17 protein-coding genes are annotated in these 13,576 nt (G+C 42.4%); 7 read left to right on the forward strand and 10 right to left on the reverse strand.

Features of this window, described 5'->3' with window-relative positions; translation table 11 throughout:
• Nucleotides 1-37: 37 nt before the first annotated feature.
• On the forward strand, nucleotides 38-589 hold the full coding sequence (pyrR, locus tag APA_RS18570) for a bifunctional pyr operon transcriptional regulator/uracil phosphoribosyltransferase PyrR (RefSeq protein ID WP_201323737.1): 552 nt from the start codon (nucleotides 38-40) through the stop codon (nucleotides 587-589).
• Nucleotides 590-626: 37 nt separating this feature from the next.
• On the forward strand, nucleotides 627-884 hold the full coding sequence (locus APA_RS18575) for an AbrB/MazE/SpoVT family DNA-binding domain-containing protein (protein ID WP_201323738.1): 258 nt from the start codon (nucleotides 627-629) through the stop codon (nucleotides 882-884).
• Between the two features lie 189 nt (nucleotides 885-1,073).
• Here the strand turns inward: APA_RS18575 and cobM are convergent, their stop codons facing one another.
• The 3 genes from cobM to APA_RS18590 form a co-directional block, all read right to left on the reverse strand.
• Nucleotides 1,074-1,832, reverse strand: a complete 759-nt coding sequence (gene cobM / locus APA_RS18580) for a precorrin-4 C(11)-methyltransferase (RefSeq protein WP_201323739.1) — start codon at nucleotides 1,830-1,832, stop codon at nucleotides 1,074-1,076.
• A 46-nt stretch (nucleotides 1,833-1,878) separates the two neighbouring features.
• Complete coding sequence (cbiD, locus tag APA_RS18585) at nucleotides 1,879-2,916, reverse strand: cobalt-precorrin-5B (C(1))-methyltransferase CbiD (RefSeq protein WP_201323740.1); 1,038 nt, start codon at nucleotides 2,914-2,916, stop codon at nucleotides 1,879-1,881.
• Nucleotides 2,917-2,992: 76 nt separating this feature from the next.
• A complete protein-coding gene (locus APA_RS18590; protein WP_201323741.1) occupies nucleotides 2,993-3,529 on the reverse strand; it encodes a hypothetical protein in 537 nt (178 codons plus the stop codon).
• Between the two features lie 278 nt (nucleotides 3,530-3,807).
• Here APA_RS18590 and APA_RS18595 point away from each other — a divergent pair, with 278 nt between their 5' ends.
• The 3 genes from APA_RS18595 (at nucleotide 3,808) to thrC (ending at nucleotide 6,339) form a co-directional block, all read left to right on the forward strand.
• On the forward strand, nucleotides 3,808-4,650 hold the full coding sequence (locus APA_RS18595; RefSeq protein ID WP_201323742.1) for an Npun_R2479 family HD domain-containing metalloprotein: 843 nt from the start codon (nucleotides 3,808-3,810) through the stop codon (nucleotides 4,648-4,650).
• On the forward strand, nucleotides 4,625-4,921 hold the full coding sequence (locus APA_RS18600; protein WP_201323743.1) for a (2Fe-2S) ferredoxin domain-containing protein: 297 nt from the start codon (nucleotides 4,625-4,627) through the stop codon (nucleotides 4,919-4,921). Before APA_RS18595 ends, APA_RS18600 begins: the two co-directional genes overlap by 26 nt.
• A gap of 317 nt (nucleotides 4,922-5,238) precedes the next feature.
• Complete coding sequence (gene thrC, locus APA_RS18605; RefSeq protein ID WP_201323744.1) at nucleotides 5,239-6,339, forward strand: threonine synthase; 1,101 nt, start codon at nucleotides 5,239-5,241, stop codon at nucleotides 6,337-6,339.
• A 30-nt stretch (nucleotides 6,340-6,369) separates the two neighbouring features.
• On the opposite strand, the gene APA_RS18610 is transcribed toward thrC, so the two are convergent.
• Entirely contained in the window at nucleotides 6,370-6,987 is a 618-nt protein-coding gene (locus tag APA_RS18610; RefSeq protein ID WP_201323745.1) for a Uma2 family endonuclease, read from the reverse strand.
• A gap of 5 nt (nucleotides 6,988-6,992) precedes the next feature.
• Nucleotides 6,993-8,291 (reverse strand): histidinol dehydrogenase, encoded by a 1,299-nt coding sequence (hisD, locus tag APA_RS18615; RefSeq protein WP_201323746.1) that lies wholly within the window; start codon nucleotides 8,289-8,291, stop codon nucleotides 6,993-6,995.
• Between the two features lie 112 nt (nucleotides 8,292-8,403).
• On the opposite strand from hisD, the gene cobD reads away from it, so the two are divergent.
• Nucleotides 8,404-9,495, forward strand: coding sequence for a threonine-phosphate decarboxylase CobD (gene cobD / locus APA_RS18620; protein WP_201323747.1), 1,092 nt, complete (start codon nucleotides 8,404-8,406; stop codon nucleotides 9,493-9,495).
• 273 nt (nucleotides 9,496-9,768) lie between these two features.
• Nucleotides 9,769-10,266 (forward strand): AAC(3)-I family aminoglycoside N-acetyltransferase, encoded by a 498-nt coding sequence (locus APA_RS18625; RefSeq protein ID WP_201323748.1) that lies wholly within the window; start codon nucleotides 9,769-9,771, stop codon nucleotides 10,264-10,266.
• 285 nt (nucleotides 10,267-10,551) lie between these two features.
• On the opposite strand, the gene APA_RS18630 is transcribed toward APA_RS18625, so the two are convergent.
• From APA_RS18630 to APA_RS18655, 5 genes are all read right to left on the reverse strand, one after another.
• Nucleotides 10,552-10,836: a type II toxin-antitoxin system VapC family toxin gene (locus APA_RS18630; RefSeq protein ID WP_201323749.1), complete on the reverse strand. Its 285-nt coding sequence runs from the start codon at nucleotides 10,834-10,836 to the stop codon at nucleotides 10,552-10,554.
• Nucleotides 10,837-10,844: 8 nt separating this feature from the next.
• Nucleotides 10,845-11,048 carry a hypothetical protein gene (locus APA_RS18635; protein ID WP_201323750.1) on the reverse strand — a complete coding sequence of 68 codons (204 nt, stop codon included), beginning with the start codon at nucleotides 11,046-11,048 and terminating at the stop codon, nucleotides 10,845-10,847.
• A gap of 196 nt (nucleotides 11,049-11,244) precedes the next feature.
• Entirely contained in the window at nucleotides 11,245-12,660 is a 1,416-nt protein-coding gene (gene cobJ, locus APA_RS18645) for a precorrin-3B C(17)-methyltransferase (RefSeq protein WP_201323752.1), read from the reverse strand.
• An 80-nt stretch (nucleotides 12,661-12,740) separates the two neighbouring features.
• Nucleotides 12,741-13,016 (reverse strand): TMEM165/GDT1 family protein, encoded by a 276-nt coding sequence (locus APA_RS18650; protein ID WP_201323753.1) that lies wholly within the window; start codon nucleotides 13,014-13,016, stop codon nucleotides 12,741-12,743.
• 5 nt (nucleotides 13,017-13,021) lie between these two features.
• Nucleotides 13,022-13,384 (reverse strand): TMEM165/GDT1 family protein, encoded by a 363-nt coding sequence (locus APA_RS18655; protein ID WP_236579839.1) that lies wholly within the window; start codon nucleotides 13,382-13,384, stop codon nucleotides 13,022-13,024.
• Between the last annotated feature and the right edge of the window lie 192 nt (nucleotides 13,385-13,576).

The raw sequence follows: 13,576 nt of genomic DNA on the forward strand, positions 1-13,576 counted from the left end.
TTAAGTAAATATCTACTAGCTAATTGAACGAAACTAAGTGGCGTTACAATCTAAGATTGTCGAAATTTTATCTGCTGACGAGCTGCGTCGGACGATCAATCGTTTGGCTTCGCAAATTGTCGAAGCTAGTGAAGATCTCGCAAATGTTGTTTTGCTCGGAGTTTATACCCGTGGTGTGCCTCTAGGTGTAGCGATCGCAAGGCAGATTGAGGCTCTTGAAGGAATTTTAGTTCCTTCAGGGGCTTTGGATATTACATTTTATCGAGATGATCTTGACAAAATTGGATTGCGAACACCTAGCAAAACTGAGATTCCCTTTGATCTCAATGGTAAAACTATCGTCTTAGTCGATGATGTTATTTATAGCGGAAGAACAATTGGAGCCGCATTGAGTGCAATTCATGACTATGGTCGCCCCAAGGTAGTTAGATTATTGGCGCTGATCGATCGCGGTCATCGTGAGCTTCCAATTCATCCTGATTATGTGGGACGCACATTACCAACTTCTAAAGATGAACAGGTCAAAGTGTTTTTGAGTGCCGCAGGGGACGGTCGCGATGGAGTTGAGTTAATTAAACCGCTTAACTAGATGTTTTACTTTTCTCCACAGTTATTCTCGCAATACTATGCAGACAGATCAAAAGCTACTAGCCTCAAAAGTAACCTCTAAATTTCAAACTACAATACCCAAAATCATTCGTGACGCTATGAGCATATCTCAAGGGGACGTTGTTGTATTTGAAATTGAGGAAGGTCGAGTCTTTATCAAAAAATTGCAGCCGTTAGATTTAGATTATCTCAGTGCGATCTCAGAAACTTTGAGTGAGTGGGCATCTCCAGAAGATGAGGAAACTTATTGTGACCTTCAATCGTTGCGAGCTTAGGTCAAAGCATTCCCCAATTAAAATTATCTGAAAACTTATGGATTTCCGTGGGAATGCTTTGACCCTACATGGGGATCATCTGGGGCGCGAATAATTCATGATACTAAAGACAAAATGCATTGGGGCTTTGAGCCGAGATGACCGTGAAGCAACGCAAAGAGCGATCGCCCAGATTTTTAAGATAAGTCTTTAACGAAAAAGTCTTTTATAATGTGAGCTATATAGCTGCGATCGCTCTTTTGTAGTACTTTTTGAATTATTTAAAGCAGGACTAATCACAAACAGTGTAGTTCTGGTTAAGTTCTCTTTGATGGTGACAGATGCCATTTCTGAAAGGGGAACCGTCAAAATCTTTTCATCTTCCCAACCTAATCGATAGCAAATTGCCACATTGGTATCGGCGGGATAATGTTCCATTAACTTGCTTTGAGCATTCTCCACATGTTGGGCGCTGAGGTATAGACATAACGAAGCTTGATGGGCAGCCAGACTCGATAATTCTTCGCGTTCAGGAACTTGAGTACGTCCACTAATGCGCGTAAGGATTATCGTTTGGACTAGTTCAGGAACAGTTAGTTCTACTTGTAAGCGTGCTGCTGCTAGTTGGAATGCACTAACCCCAGGGATGATTTCACAAGGGATTTCGGCTTCAGATAGAGCTACTATTTGTTCTTGAATTGCACCATATAAACTCGGATCGCCATCGTGTAAACGGACTACTAATTTTTGCGATCGCACTCTATCAACAATAATCTCTAAAATCTCTTCGAGGGATTTGCTCGCAGTGGGAATTATTTCGGCATTAGAACGACAAAATTGTAGCATTGAGTCGGGGATGAGAGAATTCGCATAAACGATCACATCGGCTTTGATTAAGAGATTACGCCCCTTAACTGTAATTAAGTCAGGATCACCAGGTCCCGCACCGACGATATAAACAGGTTGCATTAAAAAACTCTAAGATTAAAGACTAGCGCAAAGCGCTGTCTTTATCTTAGACAACTAACTGTCCTAATCGATCGCACAAAATTGTTTTGATCTCAATTTTAAGATCTGTGTATTTCTGTACATAAGCTGTGGCTCGCTGCGTAATTTGATCGGTGAGATATTGAAAAACCACGCGATCGCAGTTTTGCTCAACTAATAATTTATGTATTGCTTCGGCTGTAGGCGATCGCTCTATTTCTTGAATTAGGGCGATCGGTAAATTCTCATGCACGGCAGCTCTAACTAAAATATCCACTCTGGCATCAGCCAAGTGACTAGAAGTATTGAAAATTCCACCTGCTAATTTTAATAATTTTCCATGATAACCAACAAGAGTTATTGAAGTTACACCTAAGAGCGCAGCCTCTACTAACATTGCGCCTACCCAATTGGCTGTCTGGACTAATTGTGAAGTTTGAAACCCAAGATTTTGAGAGACTTGGTAGCCATTTGCACCGATGTAAAATGCTATTTCATGGGAATTAGATGCTTTAGTTCGTAAATCTGCGCGAAACTCTTCGAGTTTATCTTCTACGGAGAGAGGTTTTGATATTGCAGAAGTTCCTAATAAAGATAGTCCCTCAAGAATGCCAAAAGCAGCATTGGAAGTACGTTTAGCCAACGCTTTTCCTTCAGGCAAAATAAATCTAATTCTTGCAGAGAGATGATCTGGCAAGAGCTGTAAGAGATTGACCTCTGCTAAATTTCGCGCTAATTGATAGATAGCTGGCTCTCCACTAGAGGTTCTTCCCAAACCTTCTCCAGCTTCTAAAATTATTCGTTCTTCACTTGTTGAAGATTCTAATTTTACCCAAGCCCAGACAGGAGTTCCTGCGGTCAGATCGAGATTATCACCTGGGTCACTAATAGCGATCGCGATCGCTGTATTGTCATCAATAATTGCGCTTTGGGCAATTTCCACTTTGCCTGAACCAGATTCCAATAAATCAAGTTCTACCAAAGTTGAGTTCTTTCTTTGGATGGCAAAAATTGCGGCTTTAGCAGCAGCGATCGCAAATACAGGAAGGGTGTATCCAGATTTCATACACGTAATTATCTCGATCACAAAAAGAGAGACAGCGCAAAGCGCTGTCTCTCTTTTTGTAGGTTTACTGAAACGACTAGGATTTAATCTTATCTTTGTGTTGAGGACAGGAGATAACCACACTAGCTCCGACGACAAAGCCCGTATACTCTTTCAACTTGGTGAGTTTATCGGCGGGCATAGAACCACCCTGCTTGTCAAATTCCTTTTCGAGAGCATCGATTAGAGTCGGGAAGGGAACGCCTGAGTCTAAAGCTTTACAGGTTTCTGTCTCGACTAAACCAATATACTTGATGCCACCAGTTGCTGTATACATTTCCTTGTACTCAGCATTTTCCTTGATAAGTGCATCAATATCTTTTGTTTTTCCAGAAGAAGGAGCATCTGCTTTAGGTGAAGCATCTGCCTTAGGTGAAGCATCTGCCTTAGGTGAAGCATCTGCCTTAGGTGAAGCATCTGCTTTAGGTGACTCGGATGGAGTCGCGGTAGGAGATGCTGAAGCTGCTACTGACGGCGAAGGAGATGTAGTTGTAGCACTAGGCTGCTGACATGAAGCTAATGCCAATGCGATCGATACAGGCAATAGCAAACTACCAGCGAAGCGTTTAATCATATTTGATACTTAGGAAATAAGATTTATAAACTTAAATAATATTACTCTAACGATGAATTATCCGTATAGTACTTTTTGCTGCACCTTATAAAGTTAAAGAAGATAAAGTGTTACCTTACGATTACATTATCTTTTAGGGATTTTATCCGCAATTCTAATTGCGAAACCAATTTTTATAATGAGAATTACTGGAATTTTATTGCCGATCGCACTTAAAGATAAGAGTTAGGCTTATTATTTAGATTACATTTTGGCTTTACATAGGTACACGAAGATTTATGTTTAATGCAACTGAACTACTGATCGGTAACTTTGTTGAACAACTAAAGCTAGGATATCGCCGTACCTATGGCGGCTATCTACATGACTATGAAGATATCATCGGCTGGGCTGGCAACATGGCTCTGGAAAATATTGCCAATAGTGATGCGCTTTACCACAACGTCGAACATACGATCTTAGTGACGCTAGTTGGTCAAGAAATTTTGCGCGGTAAGCATATCCGTGAAGGAAGAGTCTCGCCTGAAGATTGGTTGCATTACATTATTTCTCTTGTTTGTCATGATATTGGCTATGTGAAAGGAGTTTGTCTCCAAGATGGCGGTGGTAAGTTTGCCACTGGTATCGGCGATGCGATGGTGGAGTTACCCGCAGGAGCATCAGATGCAGGGTTAACTCCTTACCATGTCGATCGCGCTAAACTATTTGTAAATCAGCGCTTTGCTAATCACGCTTTAATTAAGGCGGAGAAAATTTGCCGTAATATTGAACTGACAAGATTTCCTGTACCAAAAACTGGCGACCATCAAGATACGACACATTTTGCAGGCTTGGTGCGATCGGCAGATTTGATTGGACAGCTCAGCGATCCCCGTTATCTTAAGAAAATAGGGGCTTTATTTTATGAGTTTGAAGAAACTGGCGTAAATATCGCGCTTGGCTATGCTCACCCAGGCGACTTGCGCCGCAACTATCCTAAATTTTATTGGACAAGCGTATATCCATTTGTTAAAGATGCTCTGTACTATTTGTCGCTGACACAGCAAGGTCAAGAGATTGTGGCGCACCTCTATTCCAATGTTTTTGTGGTTGAACATGAGAAGCCAGAATATCAACCATAAGTTAGCTTGTATTTTGATTTGCCAAAAATCTGACTGCTGGCAGAGTGGTGGAAAAGAAGTTTATCGGCGGTTGGAACAAGAATTGCGCGATCGCGGCTTAAGCGATCGCGTCCAAATCCAAAAAACAGGCTGTCAGAAGCAATGCAAACAAGCACCTAATTTGGTAATCATGCCTAACAAGAATCTCTATACTCGAATTAAGCTATCTCAGATTGATGGCTTGCTAAATCGATATTTTGGCAGCAATTCTCATCATCAAAACCAATTTTGAGGTTTGCCGCGCCTTCGGCGCGGCAAACCTCAAAATTGGTTTTGTTAACATATATAGCGCTTTGCGCTCAAACCCAAACCATAAACTTTTAAAAGTTTATGGTGGTTCGCTTGCTCAAAAAACCCAAAGATGAAAGGCGGCGCTCTGCGCCGCCTTTCATCTTTGGGTTTATATTATTTTGACGATTGCTTTAACTATTTGCAGTAATATATAGGCTTATACTTGTTTGCCATTACAACTCAAACCCAGTCTGGATTTTGAAATTGGTATAGGGCTAAACTAGGTTTGACATTTTATAAGTATTTATAGAAGAAAGCGTGATTGATACTCGTCTCGATCTTTACCCTGCCTCTACGGTTCCTAATGGTTGGCCCGGACTGATATGTCGCTATGCGGATTATTTGCCAGTTACAGACCAAACCCCAATTGTCACTTTACATGAAGGCAATACTCCACTAATTCCTGCGATCGCTTTGAGCCAGAGGCTCGGACGAAATATCAAAGTCTTACTTAAATATGACGGGCTTAACCCTACTGGCAGCTTTAAAGATCGCGGAATGACCATGGCGATCTCTAAAGCCAAAGAGGCTGGCTCGGCGGCGGTAATTTGTGCGAGTACAGGTAATACATCGGCGGCAGCGGCAGCCTATGCTAAGCGCGGGGGCATGAAAGCTTTCGTATTAATCCCTGATGGCAAAATTGCCCTCGGCAAATTGAGTCAAGCGCTGATCTATGGTGCAGAAGTAATTGCGATCGATGGCAACTTTGACCAAGCTCTCGAAATTGTGCGAGAAATGTCTGAGAAATTCCCGATTACTCTCGTTAATTCTGTCAATCCATATCGTTTAGAAGGGCAAAAAACAGCCGCCTTTGAACTGGTGGAAGCGATCGGTGATGCTCCTGATTGGCTATGCATTCCTATGGGAAATGCAGGAAATATCACCGCCTATTGGATGGGATTTTCGCAGTACCATGCATTAGGGAAGTCTACAAAGTTGCCTCGCATGATGGGCTTTCAAGCGGCTGGTTCTGCACCATTAGTAACTGGTAAGATTTTTGAAAATCCTGAAACGATCGCTACTGCGATCAGAATTGGTAATCCTGCTAACTGGGCAAAGGCACTCAGGGTAAGGGAAGAAAGCGATGGCGCTTTTAATAGTGTCACTGATGTAGAGATTTTGTCAGCCTATAAATTCTTGGCAGGTGAAGAGGGCGTGTTCTGTGAACCTGCTAGTGCGGCTTCGGTCGCTGGGTTGCTGAAGGTCAGCGATCAAATTCCTTCGGGAGCAACGATTGTCTGTGTCTTAACTGGTAATGGCATTAAAGATCCAGACACAGCGATCGCCTGTGCCGAGTCCAAGTTACACAAAGGCATCGCCCCAGACATCACTAGCGTTGCCAAAGTAATGGGCTTCTAAAGAAAAGAACCTCCCGTAGGGAGGTTCTTTTTATTGCAATGTTTTGAGAACTGCTGACATATCGCCGTTTAGGATTGCTGCTACGTTGAGCCGTAAGCCATAAAATTCGTGACTATGAATAATTCCTTTGGTGCCGGGGATTAATTCCACGTATTTACCATTTTCTAAAATAAACCAATCGATCGCTTGATCTAATGTCCGCCAGACAATGTACTCTTTTACCCCATTACGTTCATAAGCACGTTTTTTAGCGTGCAAATCATAGGAAACGGTACTTGCGGCAATTTCGACAATTAATTCAGGTGCGCCTGTAATATAGCCATCCTCATCGACTTGAGCATTACCCCCTAGCCGAAATAAGACGGCATCTGGTTGCGGTTCGTTGTCAGCATCAAGGCGAACAGTTGGCTCGATACCGACTTTTAAAACACTTGCCATTGCTTGATATGCAATCAGCCAACCAATAATTCGACCATGAGGTTCAGCATGGGGGGTAAATCTTAAGGGAGATGCCACGTATACAATTCCTTCAATTAGTTCTGCTTTTTTGATGTTTGAGGCTGTATAACGCCGTTCAAATTCGATGCGATTTAAGAGATCGCCGTTTTCGAGAATAGTTAATATTGGCGCAGAATTAGCAATAACCATAGCTACTAAAGATCTTGTAGTCGTAATCTTACCGAATCACCGTGGGATGGTAAGCCTTCAGCTTCGGTGAGTAGGGCGATCGCACCTGATACTTCTTTTAATGCTTCAGGACTGTACTGGATCAAACTGGAATGCTTGAGGAAACTCTCGACCCCCAGCGCCGATGAATAACGCGCACCACCACAGGTCGGCAAAGTATGATTTGGTCCTGCCAGATAGTCACCAACGGCTTCAGGTGTGGCATGTCCGATAAAAATTGCCCCCGCGTGACGGATTTGATCGACTAGTTGCCAAGGTTCTTCGACTTCGAGTTCCAGATGTTCGGGCGCAAATTGATTGGATAGCTCGGCGGCAGTTTTGAGGCTATCGACAACGACGATTAAGCCATAATGAGCGATCGCTTTCTCTGTCATTAAGCGACGCGGATGATTTTCTAGCATCCGATTTACTTCTTCGCAAACACGATTAGCAAGGCGGGAATCATTGGTAATTAAAATCGAAGCTGCCATCTGGTCATGTTCAGCCTGAGCCAGCATATCGGCAGCTACATAAGTAGGATTAGCACTAGCATCGGCAATAATTAAAACTTCAGATGGCCCTGCGATCGAATCGATCCCCACCCTGCCAAATACTTGCTTCTTGGCAAGAGTGACATAGATATTTCCTGGTCCTGTGATCATATCAACCTTAGGAATGGTCTCAGTCCCATAAGCCAAAGCCGCGATCGCCTGCGCTCCACCCACACGATAAATTTCTTCGACACCCGCCACCTGTGCTGCCACTAAAATCGCAGGATTGATCGTGCGTTCTTGTCCAGGAGGCGTAACCATCACAATCTTTTTCACCCCTGCTACTCTTGCAGGTACTGCATTCATCAAAACAGTACTTGGATAGGCTGCTTTTCCCCCAGGAATATAAATACCAGCCGAGTCAACAGGTGTATAGCGCTTGCCCAACACCACATCTTTATCGCCAAAGTGTACCCAGCTTTTTGGCACACGCATTTTGTGAAATTCTTCGATACGCTGATGCGCTAATTCGATTGCTTTGAGCAACCCGCCTTTGACTTGCTGATAAGCAGCATCAAGTTCTGATCCACTTACACGCAGTTCAGCCGCCGTAAAGTCTTGTCCGTCAAACTCAGAGGTGTAATGCAAAAGGGCGCTATCGCCCTTTCGCCTAATCGTTTGAATGATTTCGGTGACGGTGGCTTCTTTATGGATCATCTGATCGTCATAGATGCGATCGCAAATCCGCTTGATTTCGGATTCTGCTTCAGTTCTCTGGGTGACAATTCGTAGCATAGATTGTGACGTAAGAAGCGATGATTAATCCTAGCTTAACCTGTATTCCTGTAAGTTGTGGGGATATGGAGCCTAAATTAATAATGAATTCAAAGCAACTAATATAAAACTTATGCAAGTAACTGATCGCGCACGTCCAACGCATGGTGGAAATCGTCAATGGGCGGCGAGTCTTGCTGGTATTATGCCAGAGCAAATTTTAGATTTTTCGGCAAGCATTAATCCTCTTGGTTCCCCCTTATCTGCGATCGCGGCGATTCAATCGCACTTAACTGAGCTAAATCATTATCCCGATCCCGAATATACATTACTCAGACAAGCTTTAGGAAAGTTTCACCAGTTATCGCCAGAATGGATTTTGGCTGGTAATGGGGTGGCGGAGTTATTAACATGGGTGGGACGCGATCTTTCGCAACTATCGGCAACGGTTCTATTTACGCCTGCTTTTACCGATTATTATCGCGCTCTCAAAACTTTTGATTGTCAAGTAGAAAAGTATCCATTTCTATTTAGAAATCAAGATGTAAGTTTTAATGCCGATCTGCCAGAAATTATCAATTCCCATAACAAAGGAATCTTGATCAATAATCCCCATAATCCTACGGGCTACTTATTTGCTAGAGATAGTATTTTGCCTTATCTGGAGAGATTTGCTTTGGTGGTGATTGATGAAGCGTTTATGGATTTCCTCACACCAGAGCATCAACAAAGTTTAATCGATTTGGTTCCATCGCATCCGAATTTAGTGGTTTTGCGATCGCTGACTAAGTTTTACAGTCTGCCAGCACTGAGACTTGGCTATGCGATCGCCCATCCTGAACGTTTACAGCGTTGGCAAGCATGGCGCGATCCTTGGTGTGTCAATAGTTTAGCAGCAGCAGCAGGAATAGCTGTGCTTGAAGATGTGGAATTTCAACAACAGACTTGGACTTGGTTAGAAGGGGCAAAATCTCAACTATTTACAGGCTTATCGGAAATATCAGGTTTAACTCCATTACCAAATGCTGCAAATTATCTATTAGTCCAAACAGAAATTGCAGGTTCTCTTTTACAAAAGGAGTTATTACAAAAAGATAAGATTCTCATTCGTGATTGTCTGAGTTTCCCTGAATTAGGCGATCGCTATTTTCGAGTGGCTGTGCGTCTGGCACATGAAAATCAAAAATTAATAAATGCTCTTTCGCTCGGATTTCGCTTATTATGAAAAAAGATAAACCGTCTGATCCATCACACACAGATTTCTTTGGCGTAGTAAGAGTAATGCTTAACCCTTGTGCGATCTCTTACTCTACCCAGCAATTTCAGGGGTGGTCGATCAGTTTGTATAATGAAATTATGAAGCAACCATTCTAAATAATACATGATATTGTCGGACTAACACACCGAATAGGTGATTTGGTAGAAAAATTCTGCCTAATCACCCCAAAATGGGATCTTAGACTGCTTTCTGTACTGATACCAATTAAATAATCAGAAAATGACATCTTCCGAACCATTGAATATTTGCCAGCTTTCCGCCAAAGACCTCGCACTTATGGAAGAATTATTAGCTGTCTTTGGTGAAGCTTTTGACGAAGTTGCTACCTATAGCTCATCTCGTCCAAGCGGTGCTTATCTCAAGCGTTTGCTAAGTAGCGATTATTTCATCGTGATCGCAGCGTTAAAAAATGGAACAATAGTTGGAGGTCTCGCCGCTTACGAACTTCAGAAATTTGAACAAGAGCGGAGTGAAATTTATATTTACGATCTGGCTGTTGCAGCAGAGCATCGACGTGAAGGAATTGCCACTGCGTTAATCCAAGAATTAAAGAAGATTGCTATAGCGCGATCAGCCTACGTTATTTTCGTGCAGGCAGATATTGGAGATGACCCCGCGATCGCACTCTATACAAAGCTTGGTGAGCGTGAAGATGTGCTTCATTTTGACATTGCTGTTGAGGATAATAGCGATCGCCTTGAGGTGATGGATTGTTAATGCGATCGCCCCATCAATCATGACTCATAGTAATAGCACCTTTAGCAGATAGATTGTTGATGCGATCGCATGAAACTAACGACTCACTGCAATAGCGATCGCAAAGACAAGTAACAGTTAAGCGATCGCAGTTTGGCTTAGATGAGTGAGGAGCGATCTCGCCACCTAATTTTTTTAATCCCAGAGAGTTTTTATTTTAGATGAAGCCCTTAACATTTCATCTCTTGTAATCAACGTTGTTTGATAATAACTAGCCGTTGCCGCAATAACGCGATCGTGAATATCTCATTCCTTTGGCAATGCTAGCATTGCTTGAAAAACAGGAAAATCGAAAGCCACTATCGTAAATCCATCCCCCTGATTAATTTGTTGCAAAATCTTCTCAACCGTTACTTTCACTTTACCTTTTTCAGCAATATGCATAAGTTCAGCCAAAACGAGAGTCGGGATTAAAATTTGAATATCTCCCTCTTGAGCCTGATTAAAAAGATTCTCTGCCAAAGATGATAAGCGTTTGTCTTCAACAATAAACCAAGCTAGAGCATGAGTATCCACCAAATAACTATCCATCTGATTTCCTACTCTTTCCAATTATTCGCATCTTTAAAAATAGCGCTTCTCGCATCGGCAAAATCATCATCATGTATCTCAAAATCTTTCCATAGACCTTTGATATAAGTTGTTTTACGGGGGGTCTGCAACAATTGATGACTGACAATCTTTTTTAAACTTTCAAGCTCTTCTTGAAGAGACTGAATACGAAGTAAAACATATTGACTCATAGCAATTACCTCTTTAGCAACCTAATTTTACACTCGATTTCTCAGTAAATTGCTAATCTCATCACCAAAATATCTAAATAACAGGTGATAAGTCCTATATATTTCATCTTTGTATTTATTTTCAGGAATGCGATCGCAAAGACAAGTAACAGTTAAGCGATCGCAATTTGTCATACAAGACCTTAGGAATTGATCCTTAATTGTATTTGCGGGGAGTATACACTCGGATGCGATCGCCCCATGCCAAAGTCTTAGTCTTACTAGAACCAATAATAATCACGGTTTGCATATCCGCAAGTTCGGGTGTGAGTTCCGCTAGTTTAATCACTCGTACATTTTCACCTTTGCGTCCCATTTTGTGACCCAAAATTACGGGCGTATCAGGCGATCTCCATTGCAATAAAATCTCTTTCGCAGATGGGAGTTGCCATTTACGCTGGGAGGAAATCGGATTGTAAATCGCGATCGCAAAATCTGCTTGGGCGGCGGCGGCTAATCGCCGTTCGATAACTTCCCAAGGTTTGAGGATATCTGAAAGAGATATCGTGCAGAAATCATGCCCAATGGGAGCACCTATCGCTGCGGCGGCGGCTTGAGCAGCGGATATACCAGGAGCAACATGAATGTCGATTTGATTCCATTTAGAATCATCTTCATGGTCTAATACTTCAAATACTGCCGCCGCCATACCATAAATCCCAGGGTCACCAGAGGAGACGATCACTACTGATTTACCCTCAGTCGCCAGATTGAGGGCAAGACGGGCGCGATCTAGTTCTACGCGATTATCGGAAGCATGGATGATCTTTCCCTTCGTAAATTCCTTTACCAAATTGATATAGGTTTTGTAGCCGACAAAATCCGTTGCATCTTCTAGAATTGCTTTGACTTCGGGAGACATCCATTTTGCCGCACCTGGTCCCGTGCCAATAATTGAGAGTTTGCCAGTGATGCTCTGGTTTTGGAGCGGATCGATTTGATAAATTAAGTGAGTTGAGCTTAATTTCGAGGCGATCGCTTCTAATTCAATTTTATTGGAAATCACTTCAATTATATGGGTAGCGGGATCTGCAAAGGGAAGATTACTTTCGCTTAACCAAGGTGCAGCACCAATCAGTTGTACTGATTTACCAGCCAATAAATCTGCTAAAAATGTCTTCGCTTGTTCATTATCATTTAGTAATCTATAGCCTAAGGGAGGCGCTAACAATGCAGTCTGAAATCTTAAGTCGCCTGTGGTAGTTATTGCAGCTTGGACTTGCAGAACTTTAGCGATCGCCCTCGCGATTTCATTTGCCCCATTCAGTCCGCCTAAAAGAGGAACGACAGCACTGCCATCTTCAGCGATCGCAATTATGGGTGGTTCAGCGCGTTTATCTGAGAGTAGGGGCGCTAGCGATCGGATCAGGATGCCTGCGGCACAGATGCCAATAATCGGATGTCCTTGGCTAAATAATTCGCTGACAGTTTCGCTAAATTTGTCATATTGGCGGTCGGCAGTTTGAGTACGCGACGCTAGTCCATAAATAAGTGCATCAGGAATTACAGCTTGGATTTGTCTTGCGATCGCAATACTTTTCTCTCCTAAGATGATGATGGCAAGAGGTTTCATGGTTTGTAATGGACATATTAGCAACCAATTATAAAGGCAAAGCGCTCGCTACGCGGGCGCTTTGCCTTTTAGGGTTTAAGTTAGTCGCCATCATTCATAAACAGACGCATTGCCATAATCGCAAACAACAACGCTGCGATCGCCTTGAGCAATTTTGTTGGTAAAAACACAGAAATGCTGTCGCCAAGAAATACCCCAATTGAGCTAGCTACTAGTAGGGCTGCGGCTGAGCCAATAAAAACAAATCTAGGAGCAGTTGAGCTACCACTTAAACTCAAGGTTGCTAATTGGCTTTTGTCGCCTAACTCAGACAAAAAAATCGTACCGAAGCTGAGAAATAATAATTGCCAGTCCATATTTTTTAAGCGATCGCTTCCCACAATAAACTAAGTGACAGAATCAGAAAACTCAATCCAGCGAGGGTGTTAAGCAAGCTTGGGGAGAAAGTTTTCGCTAGCCATTTACCTGCAATTACGCCCAATAAGCTAGTTGAGACTAAGGCGATCGCAGCTCCAGCAAAGACTATCCAAGGCTGATGTGACTGCGCCGAAATCACTAAGACACTTAGTTGGGTTTTGTCTCCAACTTCAGCAAGAAATACGGTGATAAAAGTTGTGGTAATAATTTGCCAGTGTTCAGATTTGATCTGAGATTTTACTGGTGATGTCGTTATTACTTGAGCTTGCTCAAGCTCTTGGTTGTTCAATTCAGGCTTTGCAGACATCATTTACAAGCGTTATTCAATCTTTTCATAATCTTTTCATAGTCTACGCTATAAAACAAACAACGTAGAGCCAATTCATGAATTGCCTCTACGACGAGCAAACCCATTTTTTGTAGCACGGCGAAGCCGTGCTACAAAAAATGGGTTTTTTAAGTAGTTAAGCAAAATTAATTACATATTTTGAACCAAACT

It is taken from the genome of Pseudanabaena sp. lw0831, assembly GCF_016584665.1.
Lineage (GTDB): Bacteria > Cyanobacteriota > Cyanobacteriia > Pseudanabaenales > Pseudanabaenaceae > Pseudanabaena.

Bases quoted from the DNA above. Each gene is read 5' to 3' on its own strand.
- APA_RS18590 (WP_201323741.1), bottom strand. From the start codon at position 3,529: ATGATTAAACGCTTCGCTGGTAGTTTGCTATTGCCTGTATCGATCGCA.
- cobD (WP_201323747.1), top strand. From the start codon at position 8,404: ATGCAAGTAACTGATCGCGCACGTCCAACGCATGGTGGAAATCGTCAA.
- APA_RS18595 (WP_201323742.1), top strand. From the start codon at position 3,808: ATGTTTAATGCAACTGAACTACTGATCGGTAACTTTGTTGAACAACTA.
- cobM (WP_201323739.1), bottom strand. From the start codon at position 1,832: ATGCAACCTGTTTATATCGTCGGTGCGGGACCTGGTGATCCTGACTTA.
- APA_RS18575 (WP_201323738.1), top strand. From the start codon at position 627: ATGCAGACAGATCAAAAGCTACTAGCCTCAAAAGTAACCTCTAAATTT.
- APA_RS18650 (WP_201323753.1), bottom strand. From the start codon at position 13,016: ATGGACTGGCAATTATTATTTCTCAGCTTCGGTACGATTTTTTTGTCT.
- APA_RS18625 (WP_201323748.1), top strand. From the start codon at position 9,769: ATGACATCTTCCGAACCATTGAATATTTGCCAGCTTTCCGCCAAAGAC.
- APA_RS18600 (WP_201323743.1), top strand. From the start codon at position 4,625: ATGAGAAGCCAGAATATCAACCATAAGTTAGCTTGTATTTTGATTTGC.
- APA_RS18610 (WP_201323745.1), bottom strand. From the start codon at position 6,987: ATGGTTATTGCTAATTCTGCGCCAATATTAACTATTCTCGAAAACGGC.
- APA_RS18655 (WP_236579839.1), bottom strand. From the start codon at position 13,384: ATGTCTGCAAAGCCTGAATTGAACAACCAAGAGCTTGAGCAAGCTCAA.
- cobJ (WP_201323752.1), bottom strand. From the start codon at position 12,660: ATGAAACCTCTTGCCATCATCATCTTAGGAGAGAAAAGTATTGCGATC.
- cbiD (WP_201323740.1), bottom strand. From the start codon at position 2,916: ATGAAATCTGGATACACCCTTCCTGTATTTGCGATCGCTGCTGCTAAA.
- APA_RS18635 (WP_201323750.1), bottom strand. From the start codon at position 11,048: ATGAGTCAATATGTTTTACTTCGTATTCAGTCTCTTCAAGAAGAGCTT.
- hisD (WP_201323746.1), bottom strand. From the start codon at position 8,291: ATGCTACGAATTGTCACCCAGAGAACTGAAGCAGAATCCGAAATCAAG.
- APA_RS18630 (WP_201323749.1), bottom strand. From the start codon at position 10,836: ATGGATAGTTATTTGGTGGATACTCATGCTCTAGCTTGGTTTATTGTT.